This window comes from Phytohabitans flavus (genome assembly GCF_011764545.1).
GTDB lineage: Bacteria > Actinomycetota > Actinomycetes > Mycobacteriales > Micromonosporaceae > Phytohabitans > Phytohabitans flavus.
The window spans coordinates 6925764-6942359 of sequence record NZ_AP022870.1; the positions used below are offsets into that span (position 1 = coordinate 6925764).

The window sequence follows — 16596 nt, forward strand, 5'->3', positions numbered from 1 at the left end:
TACGGCCCCCTGTGTCGGACCGCTTGTGCGCTCAACCCAACATGCCCGCGGTCGTGCGCGGAGCTGGCGTCAGCGCGTCGCCCACACGGTCGACGAGCAGAGCCATCTCGTAGCCGACCTGGCCGACGTCGCAGCTGCGCGCCGCCAGCACGGCAAAGGAGGAGCCGTCCGAGATCGACATCAGGAACAGGAAGCCATTGTCCATCTCGACCACTGTCTGGAGCACCGCGCCGCCCTCGAAGCACCGTGCGGCCCCTGAGTGAGGCTCACGAGCCCGGACGCGATCGCCGCGAGCTGGTCTGCCCGGTCGCGCGGGAGATCACGCGACGCTGCGAGCAGCAGACCATCGGCGGACACCGCGACCGCGTGCGCGACGCCCGGCACTCGATCGGCGAAGTTGGCGAGTAGCCAGCCGAGATCCTGCGTTGTTGTCATCCCTCATGCTCCTTCTGGCCGCTCCCGGCCGCGGGGCCCAAACCGGTCTGCGAGGTCTCCCCCGAAATCACCGGCTGGTCGTCCTTGGGGTGTGTACGACCACGCTGCACCCCCCGGTGGTACGCGGACAGCAGACCGCGCACCGCCTCTGGTGTACGACGCTGCACGGCAGCGGCGCCCTTGTCCACCCCACCGGGCACAAGCTGAGCCATCGGCACCCGCTTGGGGAGCCCGGCCTGGGTGGTCTCGGCGGCCGGGCGCTCGGCCGCGGCGGTGGCCGCACGCCAGCCGTCGTCGGCAGCGGTCTGCCATCCGCCCAGAGGCTCCCGGCGCACCGCTCCGTTGCCGTTGCCACCGGGGGTGGCGGCACGGAGGGGCGGGTGGCCGCGGCAGGCACCGGTGTGGCGGTGACCGCGCTGGCCGTCGGGGCGCCCTGGGGGCGGGGCTGGCCGGTCGTGCGGCGTCGACGGTGACGTAGTCGCCGTTCGGCGCGGGCGTGCGCGGCTCCTCTGGCGCACCACGCCGGGTACGGAACCAGGCCGACTCCAACTCGCGGAAGATCGGCAGTTCCATGGTCTCGTCAGCGAACCGCGGCGCGGCAGCCGGTCCGGCCGTCGCGGCGGTCGTGGGCCCGGTAGCCACAGCGGGAGCGGCCTCGGGCGCCGGCGGGGCGCTCACGGGCGGCTTGGTCCCGGACTCGTTCCGGTTGTTGACCTTGGGCAGCTCGGCGGTCATGTCGAGCGCCGCGGCGAGCATCTCCGGCACCGGTGGCGTGGTCGACGGCCCCGTCTCCGGCGCGCTGACCGGCGGCCAGGCCGGTGGCGCGGTGGACGGCGGCATGACCGGCGGCACGGCCTGGGTGGGCCGGGCCGGGGTCACCGGCGGAGCCGAGACGGGCGGGGGCACCTGCGCCTGGGGCGAGACCGGCGGGGCGGAGACCGGCGGCATGGGCGGGGCGGACACCGGGGGTACCGACGGGAAGCCACCGCTGTGCGTCGGCGTCTCCGGGTTGGACGGGATCTGCCGCGGGACATTCGGCGCGGGGTCGCTGCCGGTCACCTCGCCGTCGACGGTCCAGTGGTCCGAGCCCCGCCGCTGCGGCAGCGGGTCGCTGGACTGGCCATTCGACGGCGTACGCGGGCTGAACGTGCCGCCCGAGCCGTTGCTGGCGCCATTGGCGGCCGAGGTGGCGCCGGTAAGGTCGGACCAGGCCGGCATCGACCGCTGCGGCGAGCCCGAGGGGCCGACCATGCGGCCGCCATTGAGCGGCGCGGGGTCGAACGGACGCCCGGAGGCGGGAGGTGTCGCGGTCGGGCCGCTCTCCAGTGCCCGCGGCGGTGTCGCACCCACCATCGGCGGGCGCTGCGCCGGCGGCGCGGGCGGAGCTGGGGGCGGCGTGGACGGCGCCATCATGGGCGGTGCCATCGCGGGCGGCACCATCGTGGGCTGGAACGGCGACGCGCCCGGCTCATTGCGCCCGGACAGCGCCCGGGGCACGAGGACCGACGTCGGCAGCGTCACGTCGGCGATGGTGCCACGCTCGGTGGCCGCGCGCAGCTCGACCTTTACCGCGTGCCGGGCGGCCAGCCGCGCGACCACGACCAGGCCCATCATCCGGGAGACGGCGACGTCGACCATCGGCGGCGTGGCGAGCCGCTCATTGAGGTCGTGCATCTGGTCGGGCGTGATGCCGATGCCGCGGTCCTCGACGTACAGCACGGCGCGGTCGCCGACCCGGCGCGCCTCGACCATGACATGCGAGTCGGGCGGCGAGAACGCGGTGGCGTTGTCGAACAGCTCGGCGACCAGGTGGACAAGGTCGTTGACCGCGCTGGACGCGACCTCGATGTCGCGGTCGATCATGCCGAACTCGATGCGCGTGTAGTGCTCGACCTCGGACTGGGCGGCCCGCAGCACGTCGATGAGCGCCGCCGGCTCGCGCTGCACGCGGGTGGAGTCCGCGCCGGCGAGGACCAGGAGGTTTTCGTCGTTGCGGCGCATCCGGGTGGCCAGGTGGTCGAGCTGGAAGAGCTCGGCCAGGCGGTCCGGGTCTTCCTCGCCGCGCTCGAGCCGGTCGAGGTGGCCGATCAGCCGGTCGACCAGGATCTGCGAACGGCGGGCCAGGTTGACGAACATCGTCGCGACGGAGGCACGCAGTGCGGCCTGCTCGGCGGCGGTGCGGACGGCTTCCAGGTGGACCGCGTTGAACGCCTCGGTCACCTGCCCGAACTCGTCCTTGCTCCGGACCGGCAGCGGCTCGGCGATCTGGCTTGCCACCTGTACCGGCGAGAGCTGGCCGGAGACGGCCGGGTCGCGGAGCCGGGCGACCGCCTGGGGCAGCCCGTACTGCGCGACGGAGAGAGCGCCGTGCCGCAGCTCGCGCAGCGACCTTGCCATCGAGCGGGCGACCGCCCAGGCGAAGAGGATGGCGAGCAGGAGGACGCCGAGCAGCACGCCGGCCTCGATGAGCAGCTGCTCATACTCCTGGTCACGCAGCGTGGTGGCGCGGTCGACGACCTCGGAGTCGACGGACACCTCGACCTTGCGGACCAGCTCGGCCTTGGCCAGCAGTGCGCCGTCCCAGCTAGCCGCGTCGAACGGCCGGTCACGGATGTCCGCACCGTCGCGGCTCTGAAGGTAACCCGCGTAGGCCTCGACCTTGCGCAGGTCGGAGCCGGCGACCGTCTGGTCGAACAGCTCGGCGTCGGTGCGGCCGGCGACCGCCTTGAACCCCTGCACGGCCTGGTCCTGCCCGGTCTGCGTCTCGATGTACTCCCGGCGCAGGTTGGGCGTGAACGTACCGGTGTTGATGATGTTGAGGCCGACGATCCGCTCCTGGGAGATGGACTCCTTGAAGCGAGCGAGCGCCGACGTGGCGCGCATCTGGTCGCCGAGCGTCGTGTCGCCGGCGAGCTGCGCCGCCGAGTCGCGCACCGAGATCAAGCTGGTGAGCAGCGTCGTGTAGTTGTTGCTGGTCTGGCTGAGCTGGAGCCGGCCGTTGGTCACCTGGCTACGGATCGCGGGCAGGTCGGCGAGGCGCTGGTCGATCGCGGTGAGCGTGTCGCGGAAGTTGGCCGGGAGGTCGTCGGCGTTGAGCGCGTTGCGCTCCTGCTGGTACGGCCGCTTGGTCTCGTCGACCGTGGGCTGGACCTTCGCGTACGCCTGGTTGTACCTCTGCTTCCCGACCTGGTCGCTCGGCTTCACGCCGAGCAGCATCGCCGCGGCGGCCCGCTCGTTCTGAAGGTTGTGCACCAGAGCGCCCGACGCCTCCGACAGCTGCGACAGAGTGCGCGCGCGGTCAGCGTCATTTGCCGTGCCGAGGTGCTCGATCAGGCCATTGGTACCGACCCCGATCGTCGCCAGCGTGGGCACGATCATGATCAGGCCGAGTTTCGACCAGATCGGCAGATCGCCAAGCCGGCTGAGTGGCCGGCGGAGACGCGACATGACAGAGTCCGCCGTCTTCGGCTGCTTACTCACGTCACCGCCCTCTCCAGCTCCAAGCGCCCGGCCCGTCAAACTGGGCGCCGCTCATCGACCGACCCGGTCGGGTCGAACCCCCGAGATTCCATCACGACCCGTGTCAAAGAGAAAGGCCAGGTTCGCCCTAACCGTCCCCGCATTCGGACGAAAGTAGCGATTGATAGCAATGCGTTCGCGACCGGTTACTGTATGTGAGCGCACGTGCTGTCCAACTTGTCCCGCCCGCAGATGCCGGGCCGCGATGAGCACCTCGCCAAGGATGGCGACGCCGCGGCAGTGACGACCATTGCCCGAGCGGCCAGCGACGACAAGGCTGATGTGCCGGATTACGCGCTGCGTGCATACCGCCAGGTAACCACTCGGCGAGGCCCAGCTGACCGAATCGCCACAGTTGCCGGACCAGCCGGAGGCTCGGTATTACAACAACTTCGCGTACGCGGGCTTGATGATCTCGTTGATGATCGCGAGTCGCTCGTCAAACGGGATAAAAGCGCTCTTCATCGCATTGATCGTGAACCACTGCAATTCACTCCAGCCGTACCCGAATGCCTCGACGAGCAGCGCCATCTCGCGTGACATGGATGTACCGCTCATGAGTCGGTTGTCGGTGTTGACCGTCGCCCGGAAACGCAGATCACGCAGCAGGCCGATCGGGTGTTCCGCGATCGACGGGGCGGCACCTGTCTGGACGTTGGAGGACGGGCACAGCTCCAGCGGGATCCGCTTGTCCCGCACGTACGCCGCGAGCCGCCCCAGCACGTCGCCCGTGATGTCGTCGACGATCCGGACGCCGTGCCCCAACCGGTCGGCACCGCACCACTGGATCGCCTGCCAGATCGACGGCAGCCCGAACGCCTCGCCGGCGTGAATGGTGAAGTGGAAGTTTTCCCGCTGGAGGTATTCGAATGCGTCCAGGTGTCGGGTGGGCGGGAAGCCGGCCTCGGCGCCGGCGATGTCGAAGCCGACCACGCCGACGTCGCGGAAGCGCACGGCAAGCTCGGCGATCTCCTGCGAGCGGGCCGCGTGGCGCATCGCGGTCAGCAGCGTGCCAATCCGGATCGGCCGGCCGGCAGCCGCCGCCTGCGCCGCGCCATCGGTGAAGCCGGCCAGCACCGCCTCCACCACCTGCTCCAGCGTGAGCCCGCGGGCGAGGTGCTGCTCGGGGCGAAGCGGACCTCCGCGTACACCACACCGTCGTCGGCCAGGTCGATTGCGCACTCGGCGGCCACCCGCTGGAGCGCCGCCTCGGTCTGCATGACGGCGACGGTGTGCTCGAACGTCGCGATGTACCGCTCAAGCGAGCCGGAGTCGCATGCGGAGACGAACCAGCTGGCCAGCGTGGCCGGATCGGTGGCCGGGAGGGGATGGCCGACCTCGGCCGCCAGCTCGATGATCGTCGCCGGGCGGAGCCCGCCGTCGAGGTGGTCGTGCAGGAGAGCCTTCGGGGCCTTGACGATGTCCTCGTACGCGATTGCGACCATGGGAACGATTATGGACGCTGACGTGCTCGCATACCTCCGCTGCCCGGTTTGCGGCGAGCCGCTGGACGGCGCGCCGGCCGGCGCTGGCCCGGCTCCCGCCCCTGACGCCCTGCGCTGCCCGCGCGGCCACAGCTTCGACGTCGCCCGCCAGGGGTACGTCAACCTGAGCACCGGGCGCTCCCCGCACTCCGGCGACACGGCGGAGATGGTGGCCGCGCGCGCCGAGTTCCTGGACGCCGGGCACTACGACTTCATCTCGGCCGCGCTGGCGGGCGCCGCGCGTGCCGCGTACCCAGGCGGTCTTGTCCTGGACGCCGGCGCCGGCACCGGCCGGCACCTGGCCGCGGTGCTCGACGCCCTCCCGGCCGCGCCCGGCCTTGCCCTGGACGTCTCGAAGCCGGCGCTGCGGCGCGCGGCGCGGGCCCACCCACGGGCCGGTGCCGCCATCTGTGACACGTGGGGACGGCTGCCGGTGGCGGACGGGTCGGCCGGGGTGGTGCTGGACGTGTTCGCGCCGCGCAACGGCCCGGAGTTCCGGCGGGTGCTGCGGCCCGGTGGGGTACTGCTGGTGGTGACGCCCGCCGCCGAACACCTGGCGGAACTCGTCGAGCGGCTGTCCCTGCTCCAGGTCGACCCGGACAAGGCCGAGCGGGTGGCGGCCAGCCTGGAGGGGCAGTTCGCGCTCGCCGAGGAGACGGCGCTCACCCGCACGTTGACGCTCAGCCCGCGCGAGGCGTCCACTTTGGTGGGGATGGGCCCGAGCGCCTGGCACACCACACCTGTGGCACTCCCCGGCCCGATCACCGTGGCCGCGTCGGTGCGGCTCGGCGTCTATGTGGAGAGGTCGACCTCTTCCCAGCCGGCCGGCGGGTCGTGATAAGGCCCCCGGAAGACCACCGCCCACTCCAGAGCCCACCGCCGCTGGCCGATCGCGTTGGCGTCGATCTCGCCGGGCAGCGGTGCGCCGGTCCGCTCGGCCTCGAGGTATCCCCAGTCGAGGCAGTAGTAGAAGTCGAGCACGGTGGCGGCGTCGAGCGCCGATCGGGGCGCGGCGAGGCTGCGCGAGCGCCACTCGGCGAACGTCTCCCCCGCCGGCAGATTGGGCAGCAGCTCCACCAGCCGGTCGTCCGCGGCCTGCTCGGGGTCGAGGTGCTTGGAGAGGCCGAGGAGCCAGGCCAGCGCGTACACGGCGTCGTGGTGCAGCACGAACGAGCGGTGGTCGCCCCGCCCACCCATCACGAACTGCCACTCCGGCGGGGTCACCTGCTCAACCAGGCGCGAGCCGAGCAGCCAGCTCATCGCCGCCTCGGCCGGCATGCCGAAGCAACGGGCGAGCACCACGTGGAGGATCGCCGCACGGGCCTCGATCTCCGCGGTCGGCCGCAGCTCTACCTCGTCACCGGGCTCCCAGACCAGCGGAAACTGCGGCGGTGGCTGGGGCAGCCGCAGACGGCGCATCTCTTCCACGCTGGCCACGCGCACCTGGCGCGGGTCGGGAGCCGAAACAGCCACTGATACTCGTCCTGCCATTCGTCGCTGCTGCGCCCCCTGGCCAGGGAGAATAGCCGCTCCGGCCCAGGCGCACCACGCCCTCTGTGCGGCGGAGCCCGCCGCGCCTTCCCGAGCTACGCGATACGTTCCATGACGAGGGCACGAGGCCCGGGCGCGGCCTCGCTGACCGCGACCGCGCCGACGGCCTCCGCCAGCGCCGCGGGGATCCGACTGGCATCGTCGGTACGCAGCTCGAACAGCGGCTCGCCGGCCCGCACCGGATCGCCCGGCTTCTTGTGCAGCACCACCCCGGCCGAGGCGCTGACCGGGTCCTCCTTGCGCGCCCGGCCGGAACCGAGCCGCCAGGCGGCCACCCCGATGCTGAGGGCATCCACTGTGGAGACAAAGCCGTCCCGCTCGGCCCGTACCGTCTCGGTCTCCCGCGCGACGGGCAACGGCGCCTGCGGGTCGCCGCCCTGTGCGCGGATCATCGCGCGCCACGAGTCCATCGCCTTGCCGCTCTTGAGCACCTGCGACGGGTCGACGGCGAGCCCGGCGGCGGCGACCATCTCGTCGGCCAGCGCGAGCGTCAGCTCGACCACATCGGACGGTCCGCCGCCGGCCAGCACCTCGACCGCCTCGGCCACCTCCACCGCGTTGCCCACCGCGCGCCCGAGCGGCGTGGACATGTCGGTGAGCAGCGCGACCGTCGCCACGTCGTGTGCCTTGCCGAGGTCCACCATCGTGCGGGCGAGCTCGCGGGCGTCGGCCGCCGACTTCATGAAGGCGCCGGAGCCGACCTTGACGTCCAGCACCAGCGCGCCGGTGCCCTCGGCGATCTTCTTGCTCATGATCGAGCTGGCGATGAGCGGGATCGACTCGACCGTGGCGGTGACGTCGCGGAGGGCATACAGCTTGCGGTCGGCGGGCGCCAGGCCATCGCCGGCCGCGCAGACCACCGCGCCGACGTCCCGGAGCTGGGTCACGAACTCCTCCGTGGTGAGGCTGGCCCGCCACCCCGGGATCGCTTCCAGCTTGTCCAGCGTGCCACCGGTGTGACCGAGCCCTCGCCCGGACAGCTGCGGTACCGCGGCGCCGCAGGCGGCCACCAGCGGCGTCAGCGGCAGCGTGATCTTGTCGCCCACGCCACCGGTGGAGTGCTTGTCGACGGTCGGGCGGGACACCGCGGAGAGGTCCAGCCGCTCCCCGCTGGCGATCATCGCGGCGGTCCACCGGGCGATCTCCGCGGGCGTCATGCCGCGCAGCAGGATCGCCATGGCAAGCGCGGACATCTGCTCGTCGGCGACGTCGCCCGCGGTGTACGCGTCGACCACCCAGTCGATCTGCGCGTCGGACAGCACCCTGCCGTCGCGCTTGGTCCGGATCACATCAACCGCGGCAAAACCCATGGCACCTATTCCCCATCCGAATCCGACGGCTCGCCCTCGCCGACCCAGCGCATCTTGCCCTCTTCGTCGATCAGCACGACCCGGGGTGTGCGCACCCGGCCCCAGGCAATCGCGTCGTCGACGTTCCCCAGGTGGGGGCCTCCTCAAGGATGCCGGTCTCCTTGCCGTCGGTCCCGGTGGACCGGTCCCAGTAGCCGGTCCAGACCCGCTGCCCGGCGGCCAGGTCGGGGTGCACGAACACGGTGCCGCGTCCGCGCCAGCGCAGCAGCCGGCTGGGCACCTTCGGCTCCTTCGACGCCTCGGCCGCGACAAGGTCCTCCGGACCGAACGCGAAGGGCAGCAGCTCGGACACCCGCAGCGGCCGGGGCACCGCCTCGACCAGGCAGTCGGCGCCGCCGTGCTCGTACAGCAGCTGGCGGCAGCGGCCGCACGGCATCAGCGGCTCGCCGTCACCGCCGACACAGGAGACCGCGACAAGCCGGCCCCCGCCGGTGGCGTGCAGCGACGAAACCAGGCCGCACTCGGCGCAGAGCGTCACGCCGTACGAGGCGTTCTCCACATTGCAGCCCACGATCACCCGGCCGTCGTCGACGAGCCCGGCCACGCCCACCGGAAAGTTCGAGTACGGCGCGTACGCGTTGCGCATGGCTTCCACGGCCGCCGTGCGCAGCTGTTCCCAATCGATCTCCACGGTTCCTTTTTACTCTCGCTGCTCTCTTACCCCTTTATGTACGGCTTGCCATCAGCCGCAGGGGCCCCGTACCCGGCCGACAAGACCCGCCTTCACCCCTTGATGTACGGCTTGCCGTCGGCGGCGGGGGCCCGGACCCTACCGACGAGGCCGGCCACGGCGAGGATCGTCGCGAGGTACGGCAGCATCGCCAGGAACTGGCTGGGGATGATGCTGTTGATCGCGCCGAGGTAGACGCCGAGCTGGTCGGCGAAGCCGAAGAAGAGCGCGGCGAGCAGCGCGCCCGTCGGGCTCCAGCGACCGAAGATCAGCGCGGCCAGCGCGATGAAGCCCTTGCCGCCGATCATGTTCTTGGTGAACGAGTAGAGCAGCAGCGTGTACGAAGCGCCGCCGATCCCGGCCACGACGCCGGCCAGCAGCACGTTGCGGTAACGCAGCCCCAGCACGCGTACACCGAGCGTGTCGGCCGCCGTCGGGTGCTCGCCGACCGAGCGCGTCCGCAGGCCCCACCGGGTGCGGAAGAGCGCGATGTGGATGACGAGCACGAGGATCAGCGCCAGGTACAGGAACAGGTTGCTCCGGAAGAGCGCCGGCCCCAGTACCGGGATGTCCTTGAGCAGCGGGATCTCCCAGTTGCCGAAGTGCGGCGGCTGGTTGTACTTGGCCTGGTTTGTCTGCATCAGCCGCTCGTAGAGGAAGCCGGTGAGGCCGAGCGCGAGCAGGTTGAGCACGATGCCCATCACGACCTGGTCGACCAGGTAGCGGATCGTGAAGACGGCGAGCAGCAGGGAGATGAACGCGCCACCGAGCGCCGCCGCGACAAGGCCCACCCAGACGTTGCCCGCCATCGTGCCGACAAGCGCGCCGGCGAACGCGCCCATCAGCAGCTGCCCCTCGATCGCCACGTTGACCACGCCGGAGCGCTCGCACAGCACGCCGGCGAGGGCGCCGAAGATCAGTGGTACGGCCAGGAGGAACGTGCCGCGGACGATGTTGACCAGCGGCATGAAGTTCTGCCCGGCCGGCGCGTCCGAGATCTGCCAGCACAGGAACGACAGGACGAAGCAGACGATGCCGACGCCGAGCAGCCACGGGAACCACCGGTCGGTGAACATGGCGGCGCCCGCGGCGGCGGCGATCAGGCCGAAGAGGATCGCGCCGACCGTACCGTCGATGGCCAGCGCCGCACCCTGCGCGTCCTCGCTGAGCGTGAAGCGCGCGGTCTGCGACGTGGCGAGCGCGCCGAACACGACAGCGGCGAGCACACCGGCGGCGACGAGCCCGACACCGACCTTGCGGGAGCGGGTCCAATAGCCGGTCTGGATCGGCGCGGCGACCATCTCGTTCGCGGTGATCGTGGACACCGGGGTCACCAGCCCTTCGCCAAGCTCGTGGACAGGCGCGCGGCGCGGGCGGCCCGCAGCCGGAAGATCGCCTTCACCAGGGCGGGTGCGGCGATGAAGATGACGATCAGCGCCTGGAGCACGGTCACCAGCTCCAGCGAGATGCTCGACACCGACTGCATCGTGTTGCCACCCGCCCGCAGCGCGCCGAAGAGCAGCGCGGCGAGCGCGACGCCCCAGGGTTTGACCCGGCCGAGCAGGGCGACAAGTATGCCGTCGAATCCGATCTGCGCCACGACCAGCGGCGTCAGCGCGTCGGCGGTGGAGCCGACCACCATGTTGGCGCCGCCGAGGCCGGCCAGCGCGCCGGCGATGACCATGACCGCGATGTACGTGGTGGTGACGCTGATGCCGGCCGTCCGGGAAGCGTCCGGGTTGTTGCCCACCGCGCGCAGCTCGAAGCCGAGTGTCGACCGGTTGAGCAGCCAGGCCACGCCCCAGGTGACCAGCACCGCCAGGATGATCCCGGCGTGCACGCGCAGATTGTCACCGAGCAGGCGAGGCAGCTGGGCGGACGACTCGACCGGCTTGCTGATCGCGTCGGTGCGTTCCGGGTTCTGGACGCCCTTCTGGATGATGATCCAGGTCAGGAAGTACAGCGCGACGTAGTTGAGCATGATCGTATTGATCACCTCGTGCGCACCCGTGCGTGCCTTGAGGAAGCCCGGGATGAACCCCCAGATGGCACCGCCCAGCGCGCCCGCCAGCAGCGCCACGATCAGGTGGAGCACCGGCGGCAGCGGGATCAGGAAGCCGGCCAGCGCGGCCAGGATCACGCCGACGATCGCCTGGCCCTGCGCGCCGATGTTGAAAAGGCCGCCGCGGAAGGCAAGCGCCACCGACAGGCCGGTGAAGACAAGCGGAGTCGTGTACGTCAGCGTCTCCGAGATCGGCGCGAACACCCGCTCCCAGCCGCCGTCGCCGCTGATCCAGTCGCTGACCGCGGCCGGGTCGACGATCGCGCCCTTGAAGAGGCTGGCGTACGCGTCGCGGACAACTTCCCAGCTGGACTGGAGCGCGTCGCCGGGCCGGGCGGTGAAGTAGCCGTACTGGGCCATCACGTCGGGATCGGAGACGATGATCAGAATCCCGCCGATGACCAGCGCGAGCACCACCGCCAGGATCGTCACCGTGACCGTGTTGGCAGCCCAGAGGCCCTGTAGGAACGCCTGGCCGAAGGACTCCCGCTCGGGCTCGGGCGCCTTCGCCGGCGGCGGTGCCGTCTCCTGCGCTGCCTCACTCATGCCCGACCTCGCTCATGCCTTGCTCGTTGACGACACCGGCCATCAGGAGGCCGATCTCCTCGCGCGGGGTGTCGGGCGGGACGATAGCGAGGATCCGGCCCCGGTACATGACCGCGATCCGGTCGGCGAGGCCGATCACCTCGTCGAGCTCGCTCGACACAAGTAGTACGGCGGTATTGACGTCGCGCTCGTGCACGATCCGGCTGTGGATGAACTCGATCGAGCCGACGTCGACGCCGCGCGTGGGCTGCGCGGCGATGAAGAGCTTGAGGGGGCGGGACATCTCCCGCGCCACGATGACCTTCTGCTGGTTGCCACCGGAGAGCGTGCCGACCGCCGACTCGTGTGACGAGGTGCGCACGTCGAACTGGGCGATGCGCTCCTTCGCCGACTTTGCGATCTCGTCCGGGCGGAGCACGCCGCGGGAGCCGAATGGCGGCTGGTCGTAGATGTCCAGCACCAGGTTTTCCGCGACGGTGAACTCCTTGACCAGCCCGTCGACGCTGCGGTCCTCGGGCACGTAGCCGACGCCGGCGCGGAGCACCCGCTTGGTCGTCCAGCCGTCGATCCGCTGACCGTCGAGGGTGACGGTGCCGGCCAGTGTGGGGCGCAGGCCCATGATCGCCTCGACCAGCTCGGTCTGCCCGTTGCCCTGCACACCGGCGACGCCGAGCACCTCACCCGCGCGTACCTCAAGGTCGACGCCGGCGACCGCCTGATGGCCGCGCTCGTCCTGGACGACGAGGCCCTCGACTTGAAGCACCGGCGCGCCTGGCTCCTTGGCGACCTTGGTCACGGTGAGGCTCACGCTGCGCCCCACCATCAGCGCGGCGAGCTCGTCACGGCTGGCGTCGGGCGTCGCGGTGCCGACGGTACGCCCGCGGCGGATCACCGTGATCCGGTCGGCAATGGCCTTCACCTCGCCCAGCTTGTGGGTGATGAAGACGATCGACTTGCCGGACTCCTTGAGCGAACGCATCACGGCGAGCAGCTCGTCGGTCTCCTGCGGGGTGAGCACGGCGGTCGGCTCGTCGAGGATGAGCAAATCGACCTCGCGGGTGAGCGCCTTGACGATCTCGACCCGCTGCTGGATGCCGACCGGCAGGTCCTCGACCACGGCGTCCGGGTCGACCCGCAGGCCGTACCGCGTGGAGACCTCCTCCACCTCGCGGCGCGCGCGGCGGTGGTCGAGGAAGCCGGCGATCCCGCCGCGCACCTTCTCCGCACCCAGCATCACGTTTTCCGCCACGGTGAAGACCGGCACCAGCATGAAGTGCTGGTGGACCATGCCGATGCCCACGTTGATCGCGTCGCGGGGGCTGCGGATCTGCACCGGCTTGTCGTTGACAAGGATCTCGCCCTCGTCGGGCTGGAGCAGGCCGTAGAGGACGTTCATGAGCGTCGACTTGCCGGCGCCGTTTTCGCCCAGCAGGGCGTGGATCTCACCTGGCTCCACCGTCAGGTCGATGTGGTCGTTGGCGACCAGCTCACCGAACCGCTTCGTGATGCCGCGCAGCTCGAGTTTCAGCGGAACCTCCGCTTGCTTGCTTGTGACCAGGGCGTCCCCCGCGTACGAGGGACGCCCTGGTCAACGAGGGGGTAAGTGTTTTACTTGGGCTGGGCCGCCGAGGTGACCTTGATGGTGCCCGAGATGATGTCCTGCTTCAGCTTGTCGACCTCGGCCTTGAGCTCGGCCGGGACCTTGCTGTCGAACTCGTGGTACGGCGCGAGCGAGACACCGTTGTTGGCCAGCGTGCCGAGGAAGCCCGGCGAGCTGGGCAGGGTCTCGCCCTTGGCGCCCTTCGAGACCGCGTCCTTCACGGCGTCCGGGATGTTCTTCACGACGGTCGTGAGGAACGTCGAGCAGTACTGCTGGGCACTCTCGCACCCGTCGACGTCAACCCAGATCACGCTGTACTTGCCGGCCGAGGCCTGTGCGGCCGCCGCCGTGCCGAGACCCGCGCCACCGGCCACCGGGAAGACGATGTCGGCGCCCTGGGCGACCAGGGTGTCGCTGACCTTCTTGCCCTCGTCCTGCTTGACGAAGTCGTTGGTGAAGTTGCCCTTCTGGGTGCTCTTGTCCCAGCCGAGCACCTGGACTTTCTTCCCCTTGACCTGGTTGTAGTGCGCGACGCCGTCGGCGAAGCCGTCCATGAAGATCGTCACCGGCGGGATCGGCAGACCGCCGTAGGTGCCGACCTTGCCGGACTGCGAGTAGCCGGCCGCGAGGTAGCCGGCGAGGAACGCGGCCTGCGCGGTGTCGAACTGCATCGGGTAGATGTTGGACACGCCCGGGTTGGAGTCGACGATGCCGAACTGCTGGCTCGTGTTGGCCTGGGCCACCTTCTTCGTGGCGTCGGTCATGAGGCCGCCGACCGCCAGGATGAAGTTGCACTTCTGTGTCACGAAGCCGGTCAGGTTGGGCTCGTAGTCCGCCTCGGCGCTCGACGCGACGTACTTCGGATCGATGTTGCTATTTTCGCTGGCGGCAGCCTGGACACCCTTCCAGGCGGAGGTGTTGAACGAACGGTCGTCGATGCCGCCGACGTCGGTAACCATGCAGGCGGTGTACTTCTGAGCGGTGCCCGAGTCACCGCTCTCCTCAGGCGCGTCTCCGCAAGCGGCGGCGCTCAGCGCGAGCCCGCCCACCGCGAACAACGAGACGACCCGCATCCCACGCGCAGAGCGCAAGACGGTCTCCTTCCCCAAAGCTCACCACAAAGATTGCGGTGCTTCCACGGTCGGGAGCGTACGCTGCCGTACGCTCAACAGCCGAGATTCGTACACTGTTGTTGAACCCCTGTTACCCGCCTGTGACCGGCGGGTTCAGAGATCACTTGACGAACGTGAGCCGTGTTCCGGGTAGTAGAACAGGCGCCCAGGCGACCGGTAATGGCCGTGCCGTCCAAAGGAGAGGGGCCAGCCTTCACGCCCGCTTGTAGGTTTCTCCAACCCTAACGCGCGGCGGCGGCCAGGTGACGGCGCTTCAGGAGCGCCAGAAGACGGCGACCGCCGCGTTGACCAGCGTGAGCCCGCCGATCGCCAGGAAGTGGCCCTTGTTGACCACCTCGCGCTTGCGGGAGAAGAACACCATCGCGAAGATCATCAACGCGATCACGAGCTTGACCGCGAGTTTGGCCGGGTTTGGCTCCTCGCCCTCGCCGCGCAGTGGGGCGGCCAGCCCGATGCCGGTGACGAGCTGGATGATCGAGCCCCAGAGCATCGGCGGGTTGATCCGCAGCGGGCCCGTGACGTACTGGACCACCACGCCCCCGAGCAGCAGCGCGAAGCCGATCAGGTGGACGTACAGCAGGATCAGTCGCAGAGCCTCCACGGCGGAGGAGAATACAGGTTCGCGCTGTGGTTCACGAGATCGGCGCGAGCTCTTCAAACGAGCGTTCGTTTTATACTTGCCGGCATGCCCCGAGTCTCGGACGAACACCTCGCCGCGCGGCGGCAGCAGATCCTCGACGCCGCACTCACCTGCTTCAGCCGCAACGGCTTCCACAACACCTCGATGCAGGACGTGATCGCCGAGGCCGGGCTCTCGGTCGGCGCCGTCTACCGCTACTTCAAGAGCAAGAACGACCTGATCACCGCGATCGCCGAGGGGGCGCTACAGGGCGCGCAGGAGATGTTCGCGGAGCTTGTGTCGCAGGAGCCGCCGCTGCCCCTGGCCGACGCGATGGAGCGGGCGCTCGGCTTCGCCGACTCGCAGACCGGTCCCCGGGGCGCGTTGCGGATCGCGATCCAGGTGTGGGCCGAGTCCCTGCGCGACCCGGCGCTGGCCGTCTTCGTCGCGGACAAGTACGGGCACTTCCGCGGGCTCTTCGCCGCGCTGGCCCGGCGCGCGCAGGAGACCGGCGAACTGCCGGCCGACGCCGACCCGGAGGCGATCGGCGCCGCGCTCTTCGGCATGATCCCCGGCTACGCGCTCCAGCGCATCCTCGCCCACGGCCCGGACAAGAAGACGTACGCGGACGCGCTCCGGGTCCTAATAAGGGCTTGAATCTCCAGTGGCTGGAGGTTTCACGATCGGTTTCATGCACATCGGAGAGCTCGCTCGACGCACCGGCCTGTCGGTGAAGACCATCCGGTACTACTCCGACCTCGGGCTGGTGCCCGAGGTGGCGCGGACCCGGACCGGACACCGGCGGTACGACGCGGAGAGCGCGCTCCGCCTCGACTTCGTGCGGACGCTGCGCGAGCTCGGTCTCGACCTGGCCACCATCCGGCGGCTGCTGGACCAGGAGACCGACCTGCGGAGCGTCGCTTTACGCCACGCGGACGCTCTTGGTGCCCAGATCCGAGTGCTGCGCGTGCAGCGAGCTGTGCTGCGCGCGCTGGCCAAGCATGAACCCACGCCACAGGAGGTGGACCGGATGAACCGCATCGCACGCGCCACGTCAGAGGAGCGCCGCCGCATCATCGCCGAGTTCTTTGACAGCGTCTTCGAGGGGATACCCGTCGACCCGGAGTTCGAGGGGCGGATGCGCTCGGCAGCGCCGGAGCTGCCCGACGAGCCCACGGACGAGCAGGTCGACGCCTGGCTGGAGCTGCACGAGCTGGTCAGCGACCCGGACTTCCGGGCGCTGCTGCGGCGGATGAGCGAGGGGTCGTGGGGTGATGGCGCGGCGACGCCGCCCGTCGTCGGCGCGCAGACCGCCGAGCTGATCACGGAGAAGGCGGGCGCGGCGGTCACGGCCGGCGTCGACCCGGCCTCCCCGGCCGCGGCGCCGATCATCGACGACCTTGCCGCGGCGATGGCCGCCGCGTCGGGTCGGACGGACCTGCCGGAGTACCGGCGGGAGGTGCTCGCCGCGCTCGAATCGTCGACCGACCCGCGCCCGGAGCGGTACTGGCAGCTCATGGCGATCATCAACGGGTGGCCGCCGATCCCGACTCAGACGCCGCTGTATGTCTGGGTACGGGATGCCTTGCGGGCCTCAACGACCTAGC

Annotated in this window: 10 protein-coding genes and 4 pseudogenes; 3 read left to right on the top strand and 11 right to left on the bottom strand. The window is 70.3% G+C overall.

Features of this window, described 5'->3' with window-relative positions; all coding sequences use genetic code 11:
- Nucleotides 1-31: 31 nt before the first annotated feature.
- From Pflav_RS30315 to Pflav_RS30325, 3 pseudogenes are all read right to left on the bottom strand, one after another.
- Nucleotides 32-435 (bottom strand): annotated as a pseudogene (locus tag Pflav_RS30315) (roadblock/LC7 domain-containing protein).
- Nucleotides 432-3915: pseudogene (locus Pflav_RS30320) on the bottom strand (sensor histidine kinase). Before Pflav_RS30320 ends, Pflav_RS30315 begins: the two co-directional pseudogenes overlap by 4 nt.
- A gap of 420 nt (nucleotides 3916-4335) precedes the next feature.
- Nucleotides 4336-5399: pseudogene (locus tag Pflav_RS30325) on the bottom strand (adenosine deaminase).
- 10 nt (nucleotides 5400-5409) lie between these two features.
- Here Pflav_RS30325 and Pflav_RS30330 point away from each other — a divergent pair.
- Complete coding sequence (locus tag Pflav_RS30330) at nucleotides 5410-6276, top strand: putative RNA methyltransferase (RefSeq protein WP_173042717.1); 867 nt, start codon at nucleotides 5410-5412, stop codon at nucleotides 6274-6276.
- Here the strand turns inward: Pflav_RS30330 and Pflav_RS30335 are convergent.
- From Pflav_RS30335 to Pflav_RS30370, 8 genes and pseudogenes are all read right to left on the bottom strand, one after another.
- Nucleotides 6231-6929: a DUF4272 domain-containing protein gene (locus tag Pflav_RS30335; RefSeq protein ID WP_173040107.1), complete on the bottom strand. Its 699-nt coding sequence runs from the start codon at nucleotides 6927-6929 to the stop codon at nucleotides 6231-6233. The two genes, Pflav_RS30330 and Pflav_RS30335, sit on opposite strands and share 46 nt — an antisense overlap.
- Nucleotides 6930-7024: 95 nt before the next feature.
- Nucleotides 7025-8299, bottom strand: coding sequence for a thymidine phosphorylase (locus tag Pflav_RS30340; protein ID WP_173040109.1), 1275 nt, complete (start codon nucleotides 8297-8299; stop codon nucleotides 7025-7027).
- A gap of 5 nt (nucleotides 8300-8304) precedes the next feature.
- A pseudogene (locus tag Pflav_RS30345) lies at nucleotides 8305-8990 on the bottom strand (cytidine deaminase).
- A gap of 92 nt (nucleotides 8991-9082) precedes the next feature.
- Nucleotides 9083-10330, bottom strand: a complete 1248-nt coding sequence (locus Pflav_RS30350) for an ABC transporter permease (protein ID WP_377310496.1) — start codon at nucleotides 10328-10330, stop codon at nucleotides 9083-9085.
- Nucleotides 10331-10359: 29 nt separating this feature from the next.
- Entirely contained in the window at nucleotides 10360-11637 is a 1278-nt protein-coding gene (locus tag Pflav_RS30355; protein WP_173040113.1) for an ABC transporter permease, read from the bottom strand.
- Nucleotides 11630-13195 carry an ABC transporter ATP-binding protein gene (locus tag Pflav_RS30360; protein ID WP_173042718.1) on the bottom strand — a complete coding sequence of 522 codons (1566 nt, stop codon included), beginning with the start codon at nucleotides 13193-13195 and terminating at the stop codon, nucleotides 11630-11632. The genes Pflav_RS30355 and Pflav_RS30360 overlap by 8 nt, the downstream gene beginning before the upstream one ends.
- A 50-nt stretch (nucleotides 13196-13245) precedes the next feature.
- Nucleotides 13246-14310: a BMP family lipoprotein gene (locus Pflav_RS30365; RefSeq protein WP_173042719.1), complete on the bottom strand. Its 1065-nt coding sequence runs from the start codon at nucleotides 14308-14310 to the stop codon at nucleotides 13246-13248.
- Nucleotides 14311-14623: 313 nt separating this feature from the next.
- Complete coding sequence (locus Pflav_RS30370) at nucleotides 14624-14971, bottom strand: hypothetical protein (protein WP_173040115.1); 348 nt, start codon at nucleotides 14969-14971, stop codon at nucleotides 14624-14626.
- Between the two features lie 84 nt (nucleotides 14972-15055).
- Between Pflav_RS30370 and Pflav_RS30375 the strand changes: the two genes are divergently transcribed.
- Both Pflav_RS30375 and Pflav_RS30380 read left to right on the top strand, forming a co-directional pair.
- Nucleotides 15056-15646 (top strand): TetR/AcrR family transcriptional regulator, encoded by a 591-nt coding sequence (locus Pflav_RS30375; RefSeq protein WP_173040117.1) that lies wholly within the window; start codon nucleotides 15056-15058, stop codon nucleotides 15644-15646.
- A 34-nt stretch (nucleotides 15647-15680) separates the two neighbouring features.
- Complete coding sequence (locus Pflav_RS30380) at nucleotides 15681-16595, top strand: helix-turn-helix domain-containing protein (RefSeq protein WP_173040119.1); 915 nt, start codon at nucleotides 15681-15683, stop codon at nucleotides 16593-16595.
- Nucleotide 16596 lies beyond the last annotated feature (1 nt).